Below are 23,657 nucleotides of genomic sequence, written 5' to 3'. Positions count from 1 at the left end.
TCAGTGCTGTTGTTTTCCCGGTATGAGGAGGCTTTGGCCCCGGCCAGCTCAAAGCCTTCGGTATCTTCATCCCCGATGTACAACCATTCGTGTGCATACAAAATTAAAAGGCTATTTTATCCCTCTTGCAGATATAGTTGCCCATCCAGATCTTATGCTTTTCGACATGGGGCGCCAGGGTAGTGTCTTCAGAAATGTATGTTACAATTTCCCCGCCTGCTTCGGTAACCTCGAACCAATAGGCCTGTGGGGCTGCAATGTCGGTCTGGTCGCTTTTTCCACATTTCGGGCAAATTATTTTTTGGCCTTCAAAGGTATACCTGACCGGCATGTTTATGATTACCGGTGCGTTTATGCTATCCGAAGGTATTATGGTACCCAGGAAGACGCGATGTCCCATATTGGCGTAAAAAGCCTCCATCCGCGTGGTATCCTTAAGTACTAATTCCATGCCATCGGTAAGGATATAGGGGTCGAGATAAAAGACCGTCTGTCCGTTTTGATGTATTTCTACTGCGTCTCCGGGCTGGAATACTTCATGGTATTGGTCCCGGCGCTTTTCCAAGGCCAGTTTCAGTGTAATTTTAGCAGCAGGGACTCCTGGTAAAGGCAGCAGACCAAGCAGGAAGAGTAGTTTAAACAGGGCGTTCATGGGGGAAATGATTTGTGGCCATTATACCTAAAAGTATACCAGGGCAATTGGTTTTCAATTGGGGTGGGAGCGATTGGCAGTTCGCCGCGGGATGTCACGACCAAAAGACATCTAACATCTAATATCTAACCTCTAACATCTAATATCTAACCTCTAACATCTAACATCTAATATCTAACATCTAATATCTAATATCTAATATCTAACATCTAATATCTAATATCTAATATCTAATATCTAATATCTAACATCTAACATCTAACATCTAATATCTAACATCTTACATCTCACACACTGGCTCACCCGGATTTATCCTCAATATTGGGTCTTATGCCCCTCGCAATAAAAAAATGTTCCAGCTTATACCATTGTTCATCGGTCAAAAGGAAACCGTTTGGTAAAAGGATCTGTTCGGAAGAAGAGAACCGCCGGCAGTCAAAGCATAGATCGATCAAAAAGCATTTCCCTTTTCGATACATAACTATAGCTTGATGGGGCAGGAAGCAGGATGCTTTATCCGGAGGGATACCTGGCTGACTGGTATCAAACAGGATTTTTGCAAGGCTTCTTTTCTCTTGCTCTTTAAGCTCCAACCGGCGAACAACAATACAGGTGTTTAGGTTGCCGGAAGCATCCGCAAGGCTTCGCCAATGGCCGTTTATACCTTGCCGCAATTCACCGGTTGTCGCTGGTAGATACAGATCCTGGTGACTTAAAATCTCGATTTTGTCCGCACTTGAAAATAATGCGGATAAACTATCCTTTTGTGCATGGGCGGACGAACCGGCGTAAAGAAGCAGCCCGATAAGTATAATCTTTCGTATCAATCGTAAGGGTTTTCGTTGCTGTGAGCAGGTTTCGAGTAAGACCAAACGCTTTATATGTCTCATGTGTTTTTTTGAGCAGTATCCAAAAATACAAAATGGCCCGTACGCAAAAAAATAGTGAAGGGCAGACCCTATCAGTCAGCCCTTCACATGGTATGAACAACACTTGTGGGTGTTCTGTATAAAGGCTACAGGTTTACTTTGAGACGATAAAATGTTTTGTTGCGCGTGGGCTACCCGTTTCGGTAATACATTGTATGTGATATATGCCGCTGCTAAGGTGCGTAATATCGATAGCAACTGTTTCGTTTTTGTTGATCAACTGCATGACCCTTTTGCCCGTTGCGTCATAGATATAAATCCTTTCGTTACCGGATAGACCTGTTATCGTAATCTTATTCTTGGCGGGGTTGGGATATACCTCCAAAGTGGAACTGCCATTCCTGTTTACGATACGTACAGGCGAGTAGGTATACGTACCGGTGCGATCAAGCTGTTTCAGCCGGTAATAATTGCTGCCGTCGAGGGGCTTGTCGTCGGTGTAGGTGTATTTCAGCGGTTTATCGCTGTTCCCATCGGCAGCAAGCGTGTTGATAAAGCCCACATACTGCCATGCCGTTCCGTTGCCGCTTCTCTCGAGGTCGAAGCCTTTGCTGTTCTGTTCTGATGCGGTTGTCCACTGTAAGCGTACCTGGTCCTGCTGTTTGTCGGCTGTAAATTCAAGCAGCTTGATGGAAAGCGGACAGTCTATTGTGACCAGGACCGTATCGGATGTCTTACAATTACCTGATGGATTCGTGATGGTCCAGGCAAAATAATAATTACCGGCAGCTGACATGGCTGTTATATCGGTAACGGGGTTAGCGGCAGCCGAAAGCGCAGGCGTTGTACCGGCAGGTACTGCTCCTATGCTCCAGAGACCGCTGCCGGAACCGAAGCTATTACCTACAAGCGTGGTTGTGGTTGTACCGCAGCTCAGGAGCTGGTCTCCTCCTGCGCTGGCACTGATCACTTCTTCGAGGTGAATAACAAAAGTGTCCTGTTGGGTGCTGCTAATGCCCGAACAGGCATATTCCTGCTCCAGAAAGGCGCCTACACCATTACCGTTAACCGTGGTAGCGCGGATTACATAATCGCCCGCTTTATCCAGGTTGGATATCGTGATCGAGCTTTGGGTAATGCGTCGTTGGTCGGGTGTGGGAAACTGGGGCGTTGAAGCTCCTGCAGGCTTTGAGATGACCTGGAAATTATAGTATCCCAGGAAGTCCTGCAGATAGCTTGGATTGATCGCTCCCTGGTAAACAGCGGGCAATTTTATATTGCCGCTTGTTGTACCGGATCCGGAATAACAGAGTGTCGTGTCTGCTATGGCTAAAGGCGCAGGATTGTTGCCGGCTGCGATATGGATGTAGTAAACCTGGTTGACGGTGCAGGGGCTGGTACCCGAGGTGACGTTAAACCGGTAAGTACCCACTTTCCAGCCGCTGGCTCCGGGATTCACGCTTGCAATCCTATGTTGTGTGCCTGCGCCGGAGAGGGTAATAACGGGCGTACTGGCGCCTGGCGGAAGTATGCCGGAGTTGGTCACCGTTGTGGTTATACCGGGATTGGCGGCATCCACATCAAAATAAAATAATTCCGGTGTAGCGGTATTCGCTATACCGCAATGTACTTCGCCGCCGGAATAACTGGAAGCGTAAACGGTAAGTTGCTCGGGCGCTGCATGTCCGGCCGGCTGGAAATTTACATAATTGGGAGCGGCGCCGTTCACGGTGAAGGTCATTGGTGCGGAGGTAACGGAGCCGCAGCAGTTGCTTACGGTTATGGTAAAGGTATAGTTGCCGGGTGTTGTAGCACCGGTAACCGTTACGCGCCGCCCGTTAAGCGATTGAAAGGTGATATTGCCGCCTGCAGGCTGACTGCTCACGTTGAGCGTAATTGTGGTGCCGTTGGCCGCCGCTCCTGCAGATCCTGGTGTAACGGTGGAAAAGGCTGGCGATGCCGCCGGCAGGTCAAAGTAGGGCAAGCCGCTACTGGGGGCGCAGATACTGCTGTTGGCCACCTGTAACGCCGGGTTAGGGCAAAAGCGTACAACCGTTGTATCCTTGTAAGTGCATATGCCATCCGCAGATACAATAGTAAGTACGGCATAATATGCCGGGTCGGTATTGTGGTTGGCCGGAACGGAAAATACGGGGTTGCCTGTCGTCGTACTACTGAAGAACGAAGTGCCTGTTACGGTGGCGTTCTGGAATTCCAGGGGGAAAATCTGGATGGCAGACCAGGAGCCGGTATAGCCCGGAGGTATAACACCGTTAAGCGTTACACCGCCTGCTGTAGCACACATATTGGTCTTGTCCGGTCCCGCGGTAAAAGAGGCAGGCCTGCTGTGCGCGGTAATTGTTACCTGTGATGTAGCAGTTCCTGTGCCGCAAGGCTGGCTGAGCTGGAACAGGTAGGCGCCGTCGGCAATCATACCGCTTACGTTTGTGGTCAGGCTGTTAGGGGATGCGATTACCGGAGCAGAGGGCCCCGATATAAAGGACCAAACCGGTGACCCGGCACCTAAAGTACCACCCGTCGAACCCGTTAACGTGGTAGAAGAACCACATACGGTCTGGTTACCACCGGCATTCACTGCACAATTCTGTGCGTGTATTACCTGGGTGGAGAAAAATGCCCCGGCGAATAAAAATAGCAGACGTAAATATTGAGACGCCGCCAACGAGTTGTTTTGAGATGTTTTTTGCATACTTTTTAAATTAATAAGGAAACGTGTCTTTTCTATCGTTGACACTTGATTATTGTACTGGCAAAAAATTCTCCAAATTGGCTTTGGGGTAAGGTAACTTGTGTTAATGAGTATAAATTTGTACAATACATAAAGTCCCTTTGCTGTGTGACTATGATTACCTTAAAAGGTAAGCCTATAGCGGATTGCACATAATTCCCGTGCTGTGTATTTTTTAAATGTTACACTGATTTTTTGAAGGTATTATCTATTTTTTACAAATATAGTAAGGCTGGCAACTCCGCTCTTCCGGACTGTTAATTAGTGTGATGCGAAGGAGGAGCGGTGTAGTTATTTCGGGTACTTACCTATCATCCCGGAAATATACCGTTAATCGTTTTCCGTAAAACGAGGAGAGCCGCCCCATATCGGGCGGCTCTGGGTTTTATAGGCCACGTAAGTGGTAGCAGTGTTTTTTCGCTTATGGAATGACGATTTTTCGTACACTTGAGTTGCCTTCCGTGATCACGGAGAGCAGGTAGATACCACTGTTTATTTGCGGCAGGAACAATTGTCCCTTGTTCGTGAGCTGGCATGTTTTTTTAGTGATCACACTGCCGGACAGGTCGGTCAGTACCATGTTTGCGGTAACGGACCCGCTACCGCTTATCGATATCTGCATTTGACCGGCATGTGCAGGATTCGGCGCTACGATAACTTCCGTAGTCGCGGCCGTATTGTTGGTACCGGATACCTGTACCGTAGCGGAATAACTCGATTTGCCATCGATGTCTTTCTGGTGGATGCGGTAATAATATACCGGTTTGCTTATCGCGATCGTCTTATCCAGGAAGGTATAGGCGACCGGAGTCATCGAATTGCCCGTCGCTGCTACTGTTCCGACAGGGAAGAAGGAAGCGCCATTTTCAGAACGCTCGACTTCGAATACCTGCACATTCTTTTCCTGTAAGGTTTCCCAGGACACCAGGTTGGAACGTTCGTCGTACCGGCTGGCCTTGATATAACCCCAGCTAAGCGGCAAGGGAGCGCTGCTCACCTGGACTACGAATGTATCTGCGAGACAGGTGTTGCTGTCTTTTACGGTATAGACGGTTGTATCGACGGGACTAACGGTTACTGATTTGCTGTTGCTGTTTACGCCCTGCCAGGTATAGTCACTATTAAAGCTTGCCTCCAGGTTGATGGATGCACCATGAGTAATCGGGGCAACCACTTTTTTGTTTACATCTTTCATCATGGTGAACTTATCGCGGATCGTGCCATCTGAACAGATCCATTTGGCATCCAGCCTGTTTCCTTTTACTTCCAGGATCATAGAGCCGCCCACTGTCGAATTTGCAAATGGCAATGCGTCGTGGGGATAGTTAGGCTGCTCGCCTTCGAGCTGTCCTGCCGAACCGGAAACGACATAAACTGTTCCCTGGTAGTTATTGCTTGAATCTTTGATATAAGGACAGGAATTCAGAGAACCGTTATATAAACCTGTCGACTGGCTCAGGTTATGCGTGGCGGGATCGAAAGAAGCTTCGGCGCCATAATGTCCTTTCATCAGTTTGGACCGTTCGTAATCATGACTGTGACCGCACAGGATCAGGTCTACACCATAACGCTCCAGGATACGGATAAAATTCTGCCTGATGTTCACCAATTCTGTTTCTGCATCTGAGTTATGAGAACCCATGGTATAAGGCGGATGATGCCAGTAGACAACCGTCCAGCCTTTATTGCTATTGGCCTGCAGGTCTTGTTTGATCCACTGTACCTGGGCTCCGGTGGTATCATAGAGCCGGGTTGTTGCTCCATCTTCCTTGCCGTAAGAGTCGAGGGAGAGGAAATGCACATTGCCGATATCGAAGGAATAGAATGCTTCTGAGTTTGAAGCCAGGCCGCCGCTTTCGCCATGGGTAGGCATGGTGAAGTTTTGGTAATACGGTGCAAGAATATGATTGCCTACAGAAGGGGAACTCTGGCTGTTACCATAATCATGATTGCCCGGCGCCGGGAATAAGGGATTCTGTTTCAGGAACTGGTCTTTGTAGATATTAAAGAACTCTGCCTGGTATTCTGCGTCCGTACCGGTATTGTAGGCATTGTCGCCCAGTAAAATCCAGGCGTTCATATAATTGTTGCCCAGGTAGGCCGATAACTTATCCCTTACGCTGCGCTGGTTCGTAGAGTTGTTGCCACAATCGCCGATCACGCCAATGCGGTAGAGATTGTCGCTATTACCTGCAGGAGGAAGCGTGTAGAAATAGTTGGCAGTATCGCCTTGCAGGGGAGCGCCATAAGAGGTGCCGATTGCATAATAATATTTAGTATAAGGCGTAAGGCCGGTAAGCTTGATTTCATGTTCCGTCAATAATGCGGGATCGGCGGCCACTTGCGTCAACGCCCCGATCGAGGTGCCGTAATGTACCTGCCCGGCTACGGGTTCGTCGGTACGCCAGCGGATATTCATACTGGTTTGCGTGGCCATTTGCAGGTAAGGTCCCCTGATCAAAGCGGGCAGCGCTCTTTCTTTAAGTTCGAGATCGAAGCCCAGGTCGTCGCTCAGGCTGTCTTTTTGATGGACTTCAACAGCGATTGTATTCAGGCCGTTTACAAATAAATTCCTGGGAACATAATATGAAGTGTATGCAGATTCGTCTGTGCCATTGACATCGGTAAGCGCTTTGGTACGGTAGTTAACCGCACCGGAGGGCATATTACTCCGCAGTACTTCTGCGCCGTTTATAAAAACGATAGCGCCGTCATCTCTCAGCAGGCTTACAACGAGTGTATCATCAAGCGCTGCCAGGCTGGGTATATTGAATTGCTTTCTGAAATAATAGGTGATGTAACGGTTCGCGGGATTGGGGCCGTAACTGATAATTGCGGCTGCATTATCATTGTATCCTAATTTTCCGGGACCGTAACTCCAGGACGAATCGTTGAACGTGGGGGCAGTCCAGGCCGTTCCCATATCCGAACCGTCGTCGAGGTATTTCCAGGAGCTTGCTTTGCGTACCGGGAAGTTAGTAACCGGCATCGGTGTCGGATAACCTTCGTACTGGATGATCAGCTTTGGCGCATATAAGGGGCTGCCATTATAGGTCCAGGCAGACTTGGTGCCTTCACCTTTCATCGTGACCACGAGCGAGCTGCCATTCCAGCCCGGCCGGTTGATTACTTTTTGCAGCACACTGGCAAAGTTGGTGGTCTTCTGATCCGGGCCTGCTGTGCCGCCTGCTGCGCCGGACCAGGTGGGGCTTGCATTTGTAGGCCATAGTGTGGAATCCGCCACCATAGGCCGGCCCGACATGTTGTATAAGGTATCTACGAAGGCGGCGGTACTGTCGCTGTCCTGTACGGTAATATAGACATCGCCTGCGATCGGGTTGGAATCGCCTTTAGTTGTGAACTGGATGTAGGCGCTTTGGATAATGGCCTGCGATGGAATAGGCAGGTTCTTGAAACGCATGCCCATCATCAGTTTTTGCGTACCATCGGTACAGATATCGAGGTCGGAGCTGCCAAGGTTCATTTTGCCGAAAACGCCGGTGCCGCCCGGTATACATTGTTCTGCATCGTCTTCCACGGAATTAACGGTTCTGATCAAGGTTTGCACCGGTTGACCAAAGGCTGTTGCGCCGGCCAGCAGGAGTAAGCCGGAGCACAACAAAGCGGGTATCTTTTTGAGCATATTGGTAATTTTGCGCAAAGGACGCCCCTTCCTTTCATTTAATAACAGGTTGTAAGTTAACTAATTGTGACGAAATTGTTTCGTCCTGCAAGAGACGGGATCTTACCGGTTAGATTTGATCCTGCAACGCAACGATAAAAGCTGCAATCTCTTTTACTTCCCCGGGGCTAAGGTGGAGCGGCCGCGCAGAAAGCGTTTGTGTGGGTTGGTCAAGACCTATACCGGTTCCCCCGCCTTTATTATAAAATTCAATAACCTCTTCCATGGTTTTGAAGCTCCCGTTGTGCATATAGGGCGCCGTTGCACTGGCATTGCGGACGGTAGGCGTTTTAAATGCGCCTTTATAAAACTTAATTTTAAATACGCCATACCTTCCTTCATCCTCATCCCATAACGGCTCGGTTAGACTCCCGTTTTTGGGTACGCCAAGTACTTCGAGTTCTGTAACGGTGTATAAAGGCGGAAGCAAGCCATTGAATACCGGTGCAAAATGACAAGTGCCGCATTGGGCCTTGCCCATAAACAAATTAAATCCCCTGATCTGTGCTGCATTCATGGCACTGCGATCTCCCTGTATATACCGGTCAAAGGGAGCGTTGAAGGGTGTAAGCGTTCGCTCATAAGCAGCAATGGCCCTTGAAATAGTCGCAACGGAAACCAGGGAATCTTTATGCACTCCGGGGAATGCCTTCCTGAATAATTTGCGGTAGGCTTTATCATTGATATTACCGGCAACCTTTTTCAAATCTGCATTCATCTCGTTAGGATTGCCCAGCACCGCGACGATTTGTTCTTCCAGCGATGCTGCTCTTGCGTCTAAAAACTGTCCATGTTGCAAAGCGGCATATAATAAGCTGGGCGCGTTACGCACCACGGTATCTACCTCGTTAAAAGCAATGCTCCGGGGTAGGGCATCGGTAAAATATTTATCCGGCCGATGACAGGTAGCACAACTTCTTTTCCCGTTCCCGGACAGCTTTTTTTCGGCGAAGAGTGCAGCGCCGAGGCGGACAATAAAAACACCCGTGTCTTTAGGATTGCTGAGAAAAGAATCCTGCTTAAAAAGGCCGGGGCTAAACAGGTTAGGCGCATGGTCATTCAGCAGGGATGCATCATCGACGCTCCAATGCTGGTTTTTGATCCATTTATTCAGGTGTGTTTGTAACGGTAAGGCCGCTTGCGTAAGGAAGGCCATCCTGTCGAAGTCGTCGAAAGAAACATCTCCTGTTAAATAGGCCAGGCTGGCATCCAGGTACTTCGAAACGCTGTCTGCGTTGGGGCTCAGGTCATGTTCCAATAGCGGGCGCAACACGTTTTGTACGGCCTGTAACGCAGCCGCAGATTCGGTAATACCGGTTTTTAGTTTGGGTGCATCGTAACCCGTAATGCCTAAGGTAATTATGCGTACCAGTTCCTGCCTGATTGCTGCGGCAATTTGTCCGTCATGGACCGTTAAGCCATATAGGATTGCCGGTATATCCGCAGCCGAAGATTGAATGGTTGCCGCTTGCTCCAATAGCGCCTTTTTATTTTCGAAACAGGCTTCGTCTAATAACAGGTCTTCGATAACCTGCAGGCCCACCGGGGCCTGGAATTCCATATAAGGCTCCTCGATTTCATAAACAGGCGCTCGGTTATAAAGATTGACGGGATACTTGAAGTAGTACTCCATAAAATACTCGATCTTTTTATAAGCGAGCCTTGTAGCTTTCAAAGCGTTAACAGCCGCAGTTATAGTCTCCGGGTTTTCGGCGCTCAGCGCGTTCATTTTATCCTGCAATGTTGTTGCAGCGCCGGCAAAGGCCTTTGCATCCTGCTTGAATTGCAGCATCGCATTTTGGGAAAGGATATCCTGGTTTCTTGTTGCCGACAGGGAGAATGCAATCAACAGGCAAAGCAGTACACTCAACGCACACCAAACAATTCTTTTCATAATATTCAACGCGTCCTGCTTCCTTCCGCTGCCGGTAGCCGTTGCCGGTTATACTGCGCAGGTAAGGAAGATCTTGCGACATGCAAAAGTGCCAGAATATTATGAATCAAGGTATTGTCAAATTATTAATAATTGAACGTGCCTGGTGGGTATTACCGTGTTGTAGCAGCTTTATAACATCCTGTATGCAAAGATTAGGCTTGTAGGCGCACTATCGGCCGGGTTTAGCCTGTGTATGCCGGCTGATCCAACCGGCGAAGGCATCCATAAAGCCAGCCAGGTAATCCCTGGTGTGCCCGTCAGTCATTGTTCCCGCTGTCGTAAACAGCGCTTCGCTGTTCCCGATATAGGCTTCGGGCTGTTGCAGGGTGGGCATATCCAGGAATACCAGGCTTTGCCGTAAATGATGATTGGCCCCGAAAGCGCCCATTTTACCGGGAGAGAGGCTGATGATGGCGGCAGGCTTATTCCGGAAGACATTGTGGCCATGCGGCGCAGAACCTATATCTACCGCGTTTTTCAGTGCTGCGGGTACCGACCGGTTGTATTCGGGTGTAATGAAGAGTACAGCATCCTGCTCCCGGATGCAGTCCCGGAACTTTTGCCAGGCCCGGGGTGGCTGCGCTGTTTCCCTGTCTTCATTATACAACGACAGGTCGTTTATTGGAATGATCTGTAGCGCCAATAGCCGGTATTGCTGGTTACACAGGAAATCTGCCATTTTTAAGGATAACGAAGCGGCGCGCAGGCTACCGACAATAACGGCAACGGTAAATTTCTCTTTTTGCATTTCTTTTTTATGCAAAGGACGCACAGGCAATCCGTCGGGAATAGTATAAATCCGACAGCCGTTTAGCGCCATTCCGGGAAGTTGCGCAACTGCGACAATCCCCTTTTGCGAAAGGCGCCCGGCGACATACCCGCGAATTGTTTAAATTCCCTTATATAATGTGATTGGTCGGAATAGGCATGGGCATAGGCCAGCCGGGTTAACCGATCGGTGGGGTTATTATAAAGATGGGTCAATGTGTTTTGGAAGCGGCCTATCCTCTGGTAAAGTTTTGGGCTAACACCAACATAACGCTTCATGAGGCGTTCCAATGAACGCTCCGAAATGCGCAGCATAGCCGGGATACTACTTAAGGATAAATCTTCGTTGGTACTGTGGATTTTTTTGACAACCTGTGCGATCTTCGCCTGCTCACTATCCTGGCCGGCGCCGATCCGGGCAATAAAAAAAGCATTCAGTATTGCTATCTTATCATGCAGCGTTATGGCTTCGCTAAGTTTTTCAGCAAGGGAATTTTTTACCAATGTCTCCAGGGGTAGATAACAGTCGGTGAGCAAATGGGCATCAACCCCGAAAAGCACTTTTAGTCCATAGGGTTTCAGGCGCACAGTAAGATTGTAGAACGCGCCCGTTGCTGTTTTTTCGGAATACCTTGTTGTCAATCCGTGTACGAACAGCTGCGGTAATGGGTTGCCATCCCGATCACAAAATGAACCGGCATATTGTTGGAATATAAGACCGGGCAAACCATCTGCAAATACCTTAAACGCTGTTGTTCCTGCCGTCTTACCCTCGCTTTTGATCAGCAGCAACTGGTGGATATAAGGTTGCAGGATGGGCGGTGGTATTATTTCTTTGTATATCATCGGAAATGCGTGTAATGGATTACAGTGGCCCGTTTGCGTCTGAAGACGATTCATTAAGGCTTAGGAAAATTACAATTTTTTTGAGCAGGACATACACCGATTTTTCGTTTTGTTACCACATCGTTGGTAAGTGCCCGTTTTTGCATATATCTGTCCTTATGCTTACTGTTCATCAGTAACAGTTACCCCTTGTTTAATATATAAGGTAAAGCCGGCGGGAATATAGCCGAAGGAATGTTCTTTGCTCTTTTTCGGATTTAACCACGGACCGCTTCGTGCGATTATCGAAGCAATTTTATCTAAAAAATACGGGTCTTCTATTTCATGATATTCTTCTTGCCGGTACCATCGTGCTTCATAAAAAATAATTTTACCTTGATCATCAATAACGAGGTGTCTGAAGCATAGCGCTTCTATGGTATCCAGCAGGGCCGGAATCTCCTTGCTGAACATTTTCTTGAAATAGTCCTTTATTGGGGAGCCCTCACCTTCGAAATTGGCAAGCTCTTTTACCTGGACGGAGTCTTCATTTACCCTCACGATTCTTTGGGGATATATAAATAGGAAGTAAACAAGCGTATCGGCAATCGGATCCATCACGTAATCCGTATCTATGCCATTATACCAGGTAAACTTGTTGCCCTGAAACTCCTGATAACTAAATCTATTGTCGATGTGATCCGGATTGTCTTTTGCATCTACGGTGCAGGGCCATTGTGCCAGTAGGTGTATAACCACGATGATCATCGAAATGTGGAGGAACGAATACCTGGGGATAGTGTATCGATTATGCATAAAATGAAAGATATTCAAGAACAAGGTCGTTACGGAACAACAGCTACAGTTTTCTACCGGGTAAATTCAATCTGATCCTGATTAGTTAATTCGTAACTGTTATTTAAGGTAACCATGTCTTCGCTCATGTTTTGTCTGCCAATGTTCTAACCAGGTGATAATGCAATGTCTTTAACGCTTTCAATCCTTCACCTGTTTTACCCTCCTCTGTTTGAAAGATGGGTTGGTTACTTCTTACGTTTCTGCGGAAAGTTTGATAATATCCGTCTATCATGGAAATGTCGGTATTATTTTTCGGTAGAAATTTATTCAATAGTGGTTTTAAACTTTGGAACCTGCTGAGCAGGATGCAGACCTCTTCATAGTATTTCCATTTTATTTTTTCGATATCATCGGGCTGCAAACCGCTCCTGATGGGTTTGCCGCTGTCATCGAAAAATGCATTGTATTTATAGCGAAGCGCCAGAAAATCCGTATGAACGTTCGAGGTTTGGCTGATTAAACTGAGTACCAGCTCCCTGTTCTTTTGAAGCCTGTTGTACAAATAAGAGACCCCGCCACCAACAATACCCAGGATCACGAGTTGAAGTAATAATTTAATGATATCGTTTGCCATATTCAGTAAGCTTTTGGATTCTTGCGGATCCCGGTTTTTTTTGATGTGTGCCTCCGGTGAAAAATTTGCCTGAATTTACAAATTACAGAAATTGCTGATGACTTTTTCTTCCAGTTATTGCAGTAGCGTAGCTTTCGATCAAACTGGTACATTGAATTTAGAATGTTACACGCTGATTTCTGTTAAATCAGTTTTATATTCGTAGTGCATAGTATATCATTACAGATGAGACTAGTCTACATACTTATTTTTTATTGTATAATACAAGGCACTTTTATAAACGCTCAAACGAACGGCACCTATAAAAAAGGGCTGATGTTAGACTCGTTAAGAGCTGTTTATATAGATAGCATTGCGTTAAGACCCGCGCTTGAAAAACGCTGGCAGCAACAGGCAAAAGCTACAGGAGACAACGAGCTGCTTGCATTTGTTGCGATAATGAGCTTTTACGGGCATGAAGATAAAAATCCCGCAGAGGTTGATGCGTTTTTAGATAAGATAAACAAGGCGTATAAAGAGTTGCCTAACCTGCAGGCAATGGGTTACGTGGTCTGCGCCCAAAAATATTTTGAAGCCCATCGGAATTACGAACAGGCATTTGCCGTTTTTCTTGAAGTAGAAAAATTAATGGAATTGCATGGCCCGGGGGCAATTACGGGCTACGCTGAATATTATTCGGAAATAGCTAAAGCATATTACAAGTTTAGAAATTACAAAAAGTCCATCGAACTAATGAAGAAAGGCCAGCCTTATACCAATAGAAAATGGGACTTTTATAACAATATCGGGGTGTGTTTTATCGAGTTGAACAATCCGGATTCCGCGATCTATTATCTGCAGAAAGCATTGGATGCAACGGTAGAACAAAAGATGCCCGATATAAACCGGACCATAACCTTGGGTAACATAGGCTATTGCCATTATCTTCAAAAAAAATTCCAGCAAGCCAGGCCGCTGATACAAATTGATTTGGATGGGGCGCTGAGGGTTGGCGACAAAGGATTGGCCCTGGGCGCTGCTATTCCCCTGGCTGATATTTATCTTACAGAAAAAAAATGGGGCAGGGCAAATGCCTTACTCATCCTTGCCCGGAAATACCTTGCCGAAACCAATTACTTATTAAAGTATGAAAAATATTTTCTCGTTAAAAGCAAATATGAGCAACTTACCGGCAACCCTCAGCTTGCCCTGGTCTATCTCGACTCGGCCATGCGCGATGTTAAACGAAGTGATTCCATATTCAATAGCTTACTGGTTATGCGTGCGCAACAGCGTGCAGACATGAAAACACTGACCGAGGAAAAACAAAAACTGGATAATTACAAACAACTGTCACGGATACGCATGTGGGCATTAGTCGCCATCTTTGCATCGGCGTTTACGGCCTTTTTAGTGGTTAGATATTACCGGAACCTGCGGGAAAAAGAAAAAAAACATGTGGAGGAACTGAAACGCACGATGGAACTCCGGCAACGCCTTAGTGCCGATATGCACGACGATATAGGCAGCACCCTCAGCAGCATATCGCTTTATACCCAGTCGCTCCTGATGCTGCCGCAGCCGGATGTACAGAAAAATATTCTGGAAAAAATAAAAGCCACCACACAAAACGTACAGGAAAATATCAGCGATATCATTTGGAGTGTAAACCCGAGTTTGGATGCGATGGACCAGGTACTGGCGCGGATGCGCGCCTTTGGTGCCGATATGGCGGAGAATGCGGATGTACAATTCACATTTAATGCCGCCGCAGCAATTGCGCACTTACATTCAGAAATGGACATGCGGAAAAATATCTACCTCATCTATAAAGAAGCCGTGAATAATGCGGTTAAATACAGCCAATGCAGGCAAATAGCCATCTCGTTCAAAATCGACCAGGACAGCTTATGTATGACCATTGAAGATGATGGGACCGGCTTTGATCCAAAGGCAAAACAGGCAGGCAACGGCCTTGTAAATATGCAGCGGAGAGCCGATGAGATTAACGCCAGGCTTAACATCCTGAGTCATCCGGATACCGGAACCAGTATAGTGCTTACCCTGCCTGTTATTGGGTAATTGTTCCCTAAGAACTGCTTCATCTACCGCCAGTTGTTAATTGCTTATCTTTCCCGTATAGCTAATATTAGCTATTGCATATCCTCCTAAAATGCACATAGCTTTGCAGGCTATCGCCCTGTATCGGGGGGATTATTTTTACCCAAAAAATCCACAGGAGTTAAGGTATGAACAAAAAGCGCATTATCATCTTTGATGACGATACCACACGAAGAGACAGCCTTTCTATGCTACTCAATATGTGCCCCGATATGGAATGCGTAGGCGCATTCGCCAGTGCAGCCGATGCGGTTACTCATGTTGCACAAACCGAACCCGATATGGTATTGATGGACATTGATATGCCCCGGGGAAATGGTATAGACGGCACTTCCCGGATCAAGTCGGCATACCCCCTTTTGCCGGTTATTATGCAAACAGTTTTTGATGATAATCAAAATATATTTGAAGCTATAAAAGCAGGTGCAAACGGCTATTTGCTTAAAAAGACACCGCCGGACAAGCTATTAGAGCAGTTGCGGGAAGCCTTTGACGGCGGCGCTCCTATGACCGGGACTGTTGCCATAAAAGTGTTGCAGTTTTTTAGAGAAGAGCCGGTATCACCATCGTATAAGTTAAGCGAGCGCGAAAAAGACATTCTTAAACTGCTTGTTGAAGGGCACAGTTATAAAATGATTGCCGCGAAAAGTAATATAGCCTACTATACGGTGTGCAACCATATAAAAAAAATCTACGAAAAATTGCACGTGAACAGCGCCACCGAAGCAGTTAAAATCGCCATACTGCAACGCCTGGTATAGATCCGGTTATTGGTCGCTGGCTTATTAGTCATCGGTCATTGAAAACAGTAGAGTCCTTACCGCAAACTCCTCCGCGCATATGGTCAACTGTATATTGCTCACCGCTTTGCCGTTGTCCCACCACATTGGCGATAGCTATTATTCGCTATTGCGTTCCGTTCAGGCGCACTTTAGTTTTGTGTAATCCTAACTAAAGGATACGCTTTTATGAGAAAAATATACCTGGTCATCGCATGGCTGCTGTGGACACCTGTTATTAGTAATGCGACTGTACGCTACGTGGACAACACCGCCTCAGGTGCCAACAACGGCAGTTCATGGACAGATGCATACAAATATTTATCCAGTGCGCTCGCAGTCGCCAATGCGGCTGCTACAAGTGATACCCTATACATTGCCCAGGGCACTTATTATCCCACCGGACTACAAACCGGCACTAATCGCGACAGTACCTTTCTGATTACACGCGGTGGCATAAAAATATATGGCGGCTACCCCACCGGTGGCGGTACCCGCAACATTGCTGCAAACCCGACTATGCTTAGCGGCAACATAAATGCAGCCAACAACAATGCTGATAATAGCTACCACGTAATGGTGATAGCTGGTATAGCTGCCACAGCCGATAGCGTTGTGGTAGATGGGATAACCGTAACCGCGGGTTATGCAAATGGTAGCGGCAGTTTTACTTATGGCACTACCGTCATTAATAAGAATGCCGGAGCAGGAGTGAATGTAGCCTCCAATAACGGCAATACCAAAATGGCCTTCCGCAACGCTACCTTTTCGGGAAATACTGCATCTGAACGGGGCGGCGGAATGTATAACCTGAGTTCATCGCCTACGATAGTGAACAGTACTTTTTCGAACAATTTTGCGTCTTCATATGGATATGGCGGCGGGATATGTAACTCCAACTCCTCGCCGGCGCTAAAGAATTGCATGTTTTCGAAAAATACAGCAAGCTCTGCCGGCGGCGGGATGAGTAATTTCGTAAACTCCTCGCCTAGCCTAACAAACTGCACGTTTTCGGAAAATACCGGGGGGACCGACGGTGGTGGGATGGAAAACAACAACGGCTCATCGCCAACCCTAACGGACTGTACCTTTTCGGGAAATATTACGGGTTACTACGGCGGCGGGATGACGAACTTCGGAAGCTCATCGCCAATCCTGACGGGCTGTACCTTTTCAGGGAATAAATCAGACGACAACGCTGGCGGAATGTACAATTACTCCTCTTCACCAACCTTAACGAACTGTACCTTTTCGGGGAATACTGCCAGCACCTATTGCGGCGGGATGGATAACTACGCCTCCTCGCCAACGCTAACGAACTGTATCTTTTCGGGGAATACTGCCGGCACCTCCAGCGGCGGGATGGATAATTACTCTTCCTCGCCAACGCTAAAGAACTGTACCTTTTCGGGGAATACTGCCGGCACCTATGGCGGCGGGATGAGTAACTACGCCTCTTCGCCGACCTTAACGAACTGTACCTTTTCGGGGAACACCGGAACCTTGCATGGCGGTGGTATGCATAATGAGAATAACTCCTCACCTATCATATCGAACTGTGCATTTTCGGGCAATGCCGCAGGCTTCAACGGCGGCGGTATGTATAACCTTTCTAACTGTTCGCCAACCTTAATAAACTGTACGTTTGCCGGCAATAGGGCCAACGCTGGAGGTGGGGCCATAAATAATTATGATGGAACCGCTAATCCCACTATAACCAATACCATCATCTATGGCAACACCTCAGGGATTTTGAATTTCGGCGGCACACCAGTCATCACCTATAGTTTGGTGCAGGGCATCGCCGCCGGTCCCGGCAACATCAATGGCAGTACCAACCCGCTGTTTATAAATCCACAGCCTGCATCGGCGGCACCTACCACAGCCGGAAATTACCTCCTGCAAGCTTCCTCACCGGCCGTCAATGCCGGTAATAACGACAGTGTCGGCTATACACCATTAATTGACCTTGCTGGCAACCCCCGCATTATGGGCTGCACGGTAGATATGGGCGCCTATGAGTATCAAACTGCCAATTCAGGTACAGTTTTTCGAACTGTATATGTAGATAGTGCCAACGGCAGTGATGCATACAGCGGAGGTACCTGGGCAACTGCCTTCAAAACACTATCGTATGCGCTTAACAAAGCGCAACTTTGCAATCTTACCGATAGCATTTTGGTGGCAAAAGGCACTTATTATCCTACGGGAACGCAAACCGGCGCCAACAGGGATGCAACATTCCTCATTAAAAGAGGCGGTATAAAAATATATGGCGGCTATCCCACAGGCGGTGGCGCCCGAAATATTGCAGCCAACCCGACAATCCTTAGCGGGGACATAAATACTGCCGGCAACAATACCGACAACAGCTTCCACGTGATGGTGATAGCCGGATTAGCTGCCACAGCCGATAGTGTGGTAGTGGATGGCATAAGCGTAACCGCCGGCAATGCAAATGGCAGCAGCATTGTTACTTATGGCACTACCGTTGTTAACCAGAATACCGGAGCTGGAATACACGCAGCATCCAACAGTGGCAATACCAAAATAACTTTCCGCAACTGCATCCTTTCGGGAAATATTGCAGCTGACCAGGGTGGCGCAATGTATAACTCTTTCTCCGCCCCCACCATGGCAAACTGTACTTTTTCTGGAAATGCTGCCTACTACGGCGCTGCGATGATTAACTCCTCCTCCTCCTCAACCCTGAAGAACTGTATATTCTCCGGTAATGCCGCCAACGTTGGCGGTGCGATATACACCTACGGCTCCGCACCCGCCATAACGAACTGTACCTTTTCGGGAAATACCGCATCGGGCAGCCTGAGTGGCGCGATGTTTAACAACCTCTCGTCGCCCACTATTTCCAATACCATTATTTTTGGCAATAGTTCGGGGATTTCTAATGTCAACAGTACCCCGGTCATCACTTATAGTTTGGTGCAAGGGTATAACTATAGCAGCAATATGGCTAATGTCCATAATCTGCCTGATACTACCGACCCGCTGTTTGTAAGCGCACAACCCGCATCTGTCGCACCCACCACAGCCGGCGACTACCGGATACTACCATGCAGCCCCGCTATGAATGTGGGTAATAATAGTGCTGTTCCTGCCGGTATCACTACCGATCTGGACGGTAATCCGCGCATATTTGGCGCAACTGTGGACATGGGTGCTTACGAAATTCAAACAAACATAGTAATTGTCAATCCCGTAATCTATGTAGATAGTGCTGCCGGAAATGATACAAATACCGGGACCAGTTGGGGGGCTGCCTTTAAAACACTATCCTATGCACTTAAAGTTGCAAATACCGCTTGTTTCGCTAATCTGGATAGCATTCTGATAGCGCAAGGCACTTACTACCCGACAGGAATACAAACCGGTACCAATAGGGACTCTACATTCCTTATTTTAAGAGGCGGGTTGAAAATATATGGCGGCTACCCCACAGGTGGCGGCACCCGCAACATTGCGGCAAACCCAACCATCCTCAGCGGGGACATCAACACAGCTAACAACAATAGCGACAACAGCTACCACGTAATCGTGATTGCCGGATTAGCCGCCACAGCCGATAGTGTCGTGGTCGATGGCATAACGGTAACCGCCGGTAATGCAAATGGGAGCGGCAATTTTACTTACGGCGCTATCGTCATTGATCAGTCCGGCGGAGCAGGAATGCATGTAACATCCAATAATGGCAATACCAGGATGGCTTTCCGCAACTGTACCATTTCGGATAATACTGCCTATCTCGGGAGCGGCGCAATGTATATCTCCGGCTCCGCGCCCACCGTAGCGAACTGTACCTTTTCGGGTAATACTGCGTACGCCGGCGGCGCGATGCATAACGCCTCTTCCCCGTCAACCATAATGAACTGTACATTCTCCGGTAATACCGGATACGACGGCGGCGCGATGTATAACTCCTATTCCCCGGTAACGCTAACGAACTGTACTTTTTCGGGTAATGCCGCAGTCAGCGGCAATGGCGGCGGGATCTATAACAACTACGCCAATCCTGCTATCTACAATACCATCATTTTTGGCAATAGTTCGGGGATTTATAATAACGGCAGTACACCGGTTATCTCCTACAGCTTGGTGCAGGGTACTACCACCAGTACGGGTAACAATATCAATGGCAATACCGACCCAATGTTTGTAAACCCACAGCCTGTATCAGCCGCACCTACTACAGCCGGAGATTATCGCCTGCAACCCTGCAGCCAGGTTATTAACAAGGGTAATAATAGCGCTATTCCTAACGGCGTTACTATCGATTTGGATGGTAATGCCCGCCGATACAACAATGGCACCGTAGATATGGGTGCTTACGAATACCAGGGCATTGCGGCAGCCACTACCGTTGCTATTTATGTGGACAGTGCCAATGGCAACGATGCGAACAACGGCGCCACATGGAGTACGGCATTTAAAACACTTTCCTATGCCCTTAAAGCAGCGCAGCTTTGCGATTTTACAGATTCAATTTTGGTTACTAAAGGCACCTATTATCCTACCGGAACGCAAACCGGCACTAAAAGGGATTCGACATTCCTTATTTCAAGAGGTGGTTTGAAAATATATGGCGGCTATCCCACAGGTGGCGGCGTCCGCAACATTGTTACAAATCCAACTATCATCAGCGGGGATATTAATGCGGCCGGCAATAATGCCGACAACAGCTTCCACGTAATGGTGATTGCAGGATTAGCAGCCGAAGCCGATAGCGTGGTGGTAGATGGTATAACCGTAACTGCCGGTAATGCAAATGGTAGCTTCTATTCTATTTATGGTACTACATTCATTACTCAGAATAGGGGGGCAGGAATGGATATAGCCTCCAATAACAGCAATACCAGGATGGCTTTCCGCAACTGTAGCTTTTCGGGAAATACTGCATGGGACTACGGCGGTGCGATGTACAGCACCGGCTCTGCGCCCGGCATAACCAACTGCACCTTTTCGGGAAATAGTGTTGCCAACCATGGCGGCGCGATGTATAACACCGGCTCTGCGCCCACCTTAATAAACTGTACCTTCTCGGGTAATACGGCAGGCAACGGCGGCGCGATGTATAACACCTCCTCCGCACTCACCATGACAAGCTGTACCTTTTCGGGAAATAATGCCGGTAGCGGCGGTGGCATGTCTAATTACACCACCAATGCTACCATAGCCAATACGATCATTTATGGTAATAGCTCGGGCATTTATAATTACAACAGTACACCTGTTATCAGCTACAGTTTAGTACAGGGTATCAACACCGGTATGGGAAACATCAATGGTAATACCGACCCGTTGTTTGTAAACCCACAACCGGCATCAGCAGCACCTGCTACAACCGGAGATTACCGCCTGCTGCCCTGCAGCCCCGCCATCAATGCGGGGCGAAACGACAGTATTCCTGTAGGTATAACTATGGACATAGCAGGAAATGCCCGCATACAGCTGGGTACTGTTGATATAGGTGCTTACGAAGCAACAGACAATAGCGCGGATACCAGCGCCAGCTTAGCCGGCGCCACTATTGCCACAACAAAGACTCAGTCAGGTACACAATTTTACGCTCAGGATTGCAGCAGCCTTATAGCAACCCTTACCAGTATCAATCCGGCCCCTGCATCGGGCAGTATTACAGCTAAAGTGTACGTTGATGCTACAGCACTTACGTACAATAGTCAACGCTATGTGCGCCGCCACTACGATATTACACCGGCCAATACTACCGTGGCCAATACGGGCACAGCCACGATTACGCTCTATTTTACCCAGGCCGATTTTGATGATTACAATACCAACCGCGGCACGTTGCCTGCCCTGCCTGCAAATCCAACCGATGCTGCGGCGGGCAATTTCCGCGTTACTCAGCAACATGGCAGCAGCAGTACCGGCGCCCCCGGCAGTTTTACGGGTTGGGACGGTGTTGGTCCGGCCAATGTACTGATCGCCCCAACACTGGCGTGGAATGCTGTCCGCAGCCGTTGGGAAACAACCTTCCCCGTAACGGGTTTTAGCGGTTTTTTTGCATCAACTAATACGACTACACCATTGCCGCTTACCCTGATTGCCTTTACTGGCAAGCTATTGAACAACATGGTACTGCTTAACTGGCAAACTGCTAATGAGCAAAACACCCATCATTTTGAGGTGGAAAAAAGTACGGATGGTAACCGGTTTACGGCGTTCTCGTCGGTAAATGCGATGGGTAGTGGTGGTAATAAATATTACAGCATCGACCGGCAGCCGCAAACGGGGGATAATTTCTACCGGTTAAAAATGGTGGACAAAGATGGTGTGTTTACTCACAGCCAGATTGTAAAAGTCAGGATGGCTGATGCGGCTAATGCCATAACGATGAGTGTATATCCGAACCCTGCAAATCAAGAACTGTTTGTAAACTGCACCGGTAGTGATGAGGCGGCTACGATCGGTATTTATAGTATAGATGGCCGGTTGCTGCAATCGAAAGCTATTATCCGCGCGGGTTTGTATTCGTTTGATATTGCAGCTTTGGCAGAAGGGACTTATGTCCTTATTTACCAAACATCATCCACGAAATTGACGCGCCATTTTTCAAAGGTTAGCCCATAACGCAGGGTGTGTCTTGAACATTGTAAATATGCAACATGCGGCTATTAAAGAGTCGAATATTCTAAATTACAAACTAAAAATCAAGCTACAGGAATACTGAAACGCTGCTACCGGGCACAGTATGGATCAGGTTCCGACCCAAGGCTTCATGCTTTATTTTTTAATCATAAACCGTTTGTAGGCCTCCTGGATCGCTTCCTCTGTTTCGGGTACCAGATAATTTATTCCACGGTAAATTTTTGCCTGCACACTTTCCACAAACGGTCTGTAAGTGTCATTATATTTAGCGAATGCAGTTTCGTAATGATCATTTGAATACAATTCTTTTGCTAAAATACTGGCGCCCTGCATGGCCAGACTCGTGCCCATTCCTGTATGGAAGCTCGCTGCATGTGCTGCATCACCAACCAATGCCACCCGCCCTTGTGTCCACGAAGGCATGTGAATCTGACAAACTTCATCAAAGTATAAATTGTCGGAGTGCAACATGGCGTCTAAAATTTCAGGTATTTTCCAGGAGCTGTTTTGGAAAGTTTCTTTCAAAATTTGTTTATGCTGTTCGTGATTCCTGTGATCCCAATTCAGTTTGGGCGATCTGAAAACAACAAGCGCATTCACGGCATTTTTAAACGGGTAGAGCGCCGCAAACTTACATGGCTCGTTGTATATCAACCCTACGTTGGGTTTGGTTTTAATATTCGGCGCTTCTGCAAATGCAAAATATTCACCATAAAATTTTGAGTACTTTTCTTCCGCGCCAAATACCAGCTTTCTTACGGCAGAATGAGTTCCATCTGCACCAAAAACAAAATCAAAAGTGCTGCTATCCCCATTTTTAAACGTTACCTCCACGTTGTCATCGTACTGCACTAGTTTTTCAATCTTGTTGTCAAATATAATATCCACTTCATTCGTCGGGATGTTTTCATAGAGTATCTCCAGCAGATCATCCCGGTGAATTTCAATATCACCGAGATATTCGGGTTGCTTATTTAAGGAAAACGTAACGATTGTTTCATTTTTCGCGTTTACAATTTCATCCGTGTGCATAAATTCTTTCGCCTTTATTTTCTCCAGTATACCCATTTCTTTTGCGACGTTTAAGGCTACCCCTCTTACATCTATAGGAGATCCGCCTCTTCTCAAGCCATTTGAAATTTCAACAACGGTGACCTTGTAGCCATATTTATGCAACCAATAGGCTAAGGTTAAGCCGGCAATACTTGCTCCTGATATTAAAACCTGCTTTTTCATAT

At 47.4% G+C, this 23,657-nt stretch carries 13 protein-coding genes; 3 read left to right on the top strand and 10 right to left on the bottom strand.

The genetic code is table 11. From position 1 onward, the window contains the following. Positions 1 to 103 precede the first annotated feature (103 nt). From B0I18_RS14785 to B0I18_RS14745, 9 genes are all read right to left on the bottom strand, one after another. Positions 104 to 652, bottom strand: coding sequence for a hypothetical protein (locus tag B0I18_RS14785; protein WP_106523498.1), 549 nt, complete (start codon positions 650 to 652; stop codon positions 104 to 106). Between the two features lie 299 nt (positions 653 to 951). Further along, a complete protein-coding gene (locus B0I18_RS14780; protein WP_146146753.1) occupies positions 952 to 1,479 on the bottom strand; it encodes a hypothetical protein in 528 nt (175 codons plus the stop codon). Between the two features lie 196 nt (positions 1,480 to 1,675). Further along, positions 1,676 to 4,231: a T9SS type A sorting domain-containing protein gene (locus tag B0I18_RS14775; protein WP_106523496.1), complete on the bottom strand. Its 2,556-nt coding sequence runs from the start codon at positions 4,229 to 4,231 to the stop codon at positions 1,676 to 1,678. 460 nt (positions 4,232 to 4,691) lie between these two features. Then, complete coding sequence (locus B0I18_RS14770) at positions 4,692 to 7,913, bottom strand: metallophosphoesterase (protein ID WP_219905983.1); 3,222 nt, start codon at positions 7,911 to 7,913, stop codon at positions 4,692 to 4,694. 109 nt (positions 7,914 to 8,022) lie between these two features. Further along, positions 8,023 to 9,846, bottom strand: coding sequence for a cytochrome-c peroxidase (locus tag B0I18_RS14765; protein WP_106523495.1), 1,824 nt, complete (start codon positions 9,844 to 9,846; stop codon positions 8,023 to 8,025). A gap of 211 nt (positions 9,847 to 10,057) precedes the next feature. Beyond that, positions 10,058 to 10,636: an NADPH-dependent FMN reductase gene (locus B0I18_RS14760; RefSeq protein WP_106523494.1), complete on the bottom strand. Its 579-nt coding sequence runs from the start codon at positions 10,634 to 10,636 to the stop codon at positions 10,058 to 10,060. 62 nt (positions 10,637 to 10,698) lie between these two features. After that, positions 10,699 to 11,502, bottom strand: coding sequence for an AraC family transcriptional regulator (locus B0I18_RS14755; RefSeq protein WP_342749507.1), 804 nt, complete (start codon positions 11,500 to 11,502; stop codon positions 10,699 to 10,701). A 162-nt stretch (positions 11,503 to 11,664) separates the two neighbouring features. Then, positions 11,665 to 12,249 carry a hypothetical protein gene (locus B0I18_RS14750; protein ID WP_106523492.1) on the bottom strand — a complete coding sequence of 195 codons (585 nt, stop codon included), beginning with the start codon at positions 12,247 to 12,249 and terminating at the stop codon, positions 11,665 to 11,667. Between the two features lie 172 nt (positions 12,250 to 12,421). Further along, positions 12,422 to 12,913, bottom strand: coding sequence for a hypothetical protein (locus tag B0I18_RS14745; RefSeq protein WP_106523491.1), 492 nt, complete (start codon positions 12,911 to 12,913; stop codon positions 12,422 to 12,424). Positions 12,914 to 13,228: 315 nt separating this feature from the next. On the opposite strand from B0I18_RS14745, the gene B0I18_RS14740 reads away from it, so the two are divergent. The 3 genes from B0I18_RS14740 to B0I18_RS14730 all read left to right on the top strand — a co-directional run bounded on the left by B0I18_RS14740 (position 13,229) and on the right by B0I18_RS14730 (position 22,401). Further along, positions 13,229 to 14,974 carry a tetratricopeptide repeat-containing sensor histidine kinase gene (locus B0I18_RS14740; protein ID WP_181358481.1) on the top strand — a complete coding sequence of 582 codons (1,746 nt, stop codon included), beginning with the start codon at positions 13,229 to 13,231 and terminating at the stop codon, positions 14,972 to 14,974. A 167-nt stretch (positions 14,975 to 15,141) separates the two neighbouring features. Beyond that, positions 15,142 to 15,774 (top strand): response regulator, encoded by a 633-nt coding sequence (locus B0I18_RS14735; protein ID WP_106523489.1) that lies wholly within the window; start codon positions 15,142 to 15,144, stop codon positions 15,772 to 15,774. Positions 15,775 to 15,981: 207 nt separating this feature from the next. Next, positions 15,982 to 22,401, top strand: a complete 6,420-nt coding sequence (locus B0I18_RS14730; RefSeq protein ID WP_106523488.1) for a right-handed parallel beta-helix repeat-containing protein — start codon at positions 15,982 to 15,984, stop codon at positions 22,399 to 22,401. A 153-nt stretch (positions 22,402 to 22,554) separates the two neighbouring features. On the opposite strand, the gene B0I18_RS14725 is transcribed toward B0I18_RS14730, so the two are convergent. Next, entirely contained in the window at positions 22,555 to 23,655 is a 1,101-nt protein-coding gene (locus B0I18_RS14725) for an FAD-dependent monooxygenase (RefSeq protein ID WP_106523600.1), read from the bottom strand. Between the last annotated feature and the right edge of the window lie 2 nt (positions 23,656 to 23,657).

This window comes from Taibaiella chishuiensis (assembly GCF_003014535.1).
GTDB lineage: Bacteria > Bacteroidota > Bacteroidia > Chitinophagales > Chitinophagaceae > Taibaiella > Taibaiella chishuiensis.
This window is presented reverse-complemented; position numbering and strand designations above follow the sequence as displayed.

What these genes read in the sequence shown, in the direction of transcription:
- B0I18_RS14735 (WP_106523489.1), top strand. Translation starts at nt 15,142, where the DNA reads ATGAACAAAAAGCGCATTATCATCTTTGATGACGATACCACACGAAGA.
- B0I18_RS14755 (WP_342749507.1), bottom strand. Translation starts at nt 11,502, where the DNA reads ATGATATACAAAGAAATAATACCACCGCCCATCCTGCAACCTTATATC.
- B0I18_RS14765 (WP_106523495.1), bottom strand. Translation starts at nt 9,846, where the DNA reads ATGAAAAGAATTGTTTGGTGTGCGTTGAGTGTACTGCTTTGCCTGTTG.
- B0I18_RS14730 (WP_106523488.1), top strand. Translation starts at nt 15,982, where the DNA reads ATGAGAAAAATATACCTGGTCATCGCATGGCTGCTGTGGACACCTGTT.
- B0I18_RS14760 (WP_106523494.1), bottom strand. Translation starts at nt 10,636, where the DNA reads ATGCAAAAAGAGAAATTTACCGTTGCCGTTATTGTCGGTAGCCTGCGC.
- B0I18_RS14750 (WP_106523492.1), bottom strand. Translation starts at nt 12,249, where the DNA reads ATGATCATCGTGGTTATACACCTACTGGCACAATGGCCCTGCACCGTA.
- B0I18_RS14740 (WP_181358481.1), top strand. Translation starts at nt 13,229, where the DNA reads ATGTTAGACTCGTTAAGAGCTGTTTATATAGATAGCATTGCGTTAAGA.
- B0I18_RS14725 (WP_106523600.1), bottom strand. Translation starts at nt 23,655, where the DNA reads ATGAAAAAGCAGGTTTTAATATCAGGAGCAAGTATTGCCGGCTTAACC.
- B0I18_RS14785 (WP_106523498.1), bottom strand. Translation starts at nt 652, where the DNA reads ATGAACGCCCTGTTTAAACTACTCTTCCTGCTTGGTCTGCTGCCTTTA.
- B0I18_RS14775 (WP_106523496.1), bottom strand. Translation starts at nt 4,231, where the DNA reads ATGCAAAAAACATCTCAAAACAACTCGTTGGCGGCGTCTCAATATTTA.
- B0I18_RS14745 (WP_106523491.1), bottom strand. Translation starts at nt 12,913, where the DNA reads ATGGCAAACGATATCATTAAATTATTACTTCAACTCGTGATCCTGGGT.
- B0I18_RS14770 (WP_219905983.1), bottom strand. Translation starts at nt 7,913, where the DNA reads ATGCTCAAAAAGATACCCGCTTTGTTGTGCTCCGGCTTACTCCTGCTG.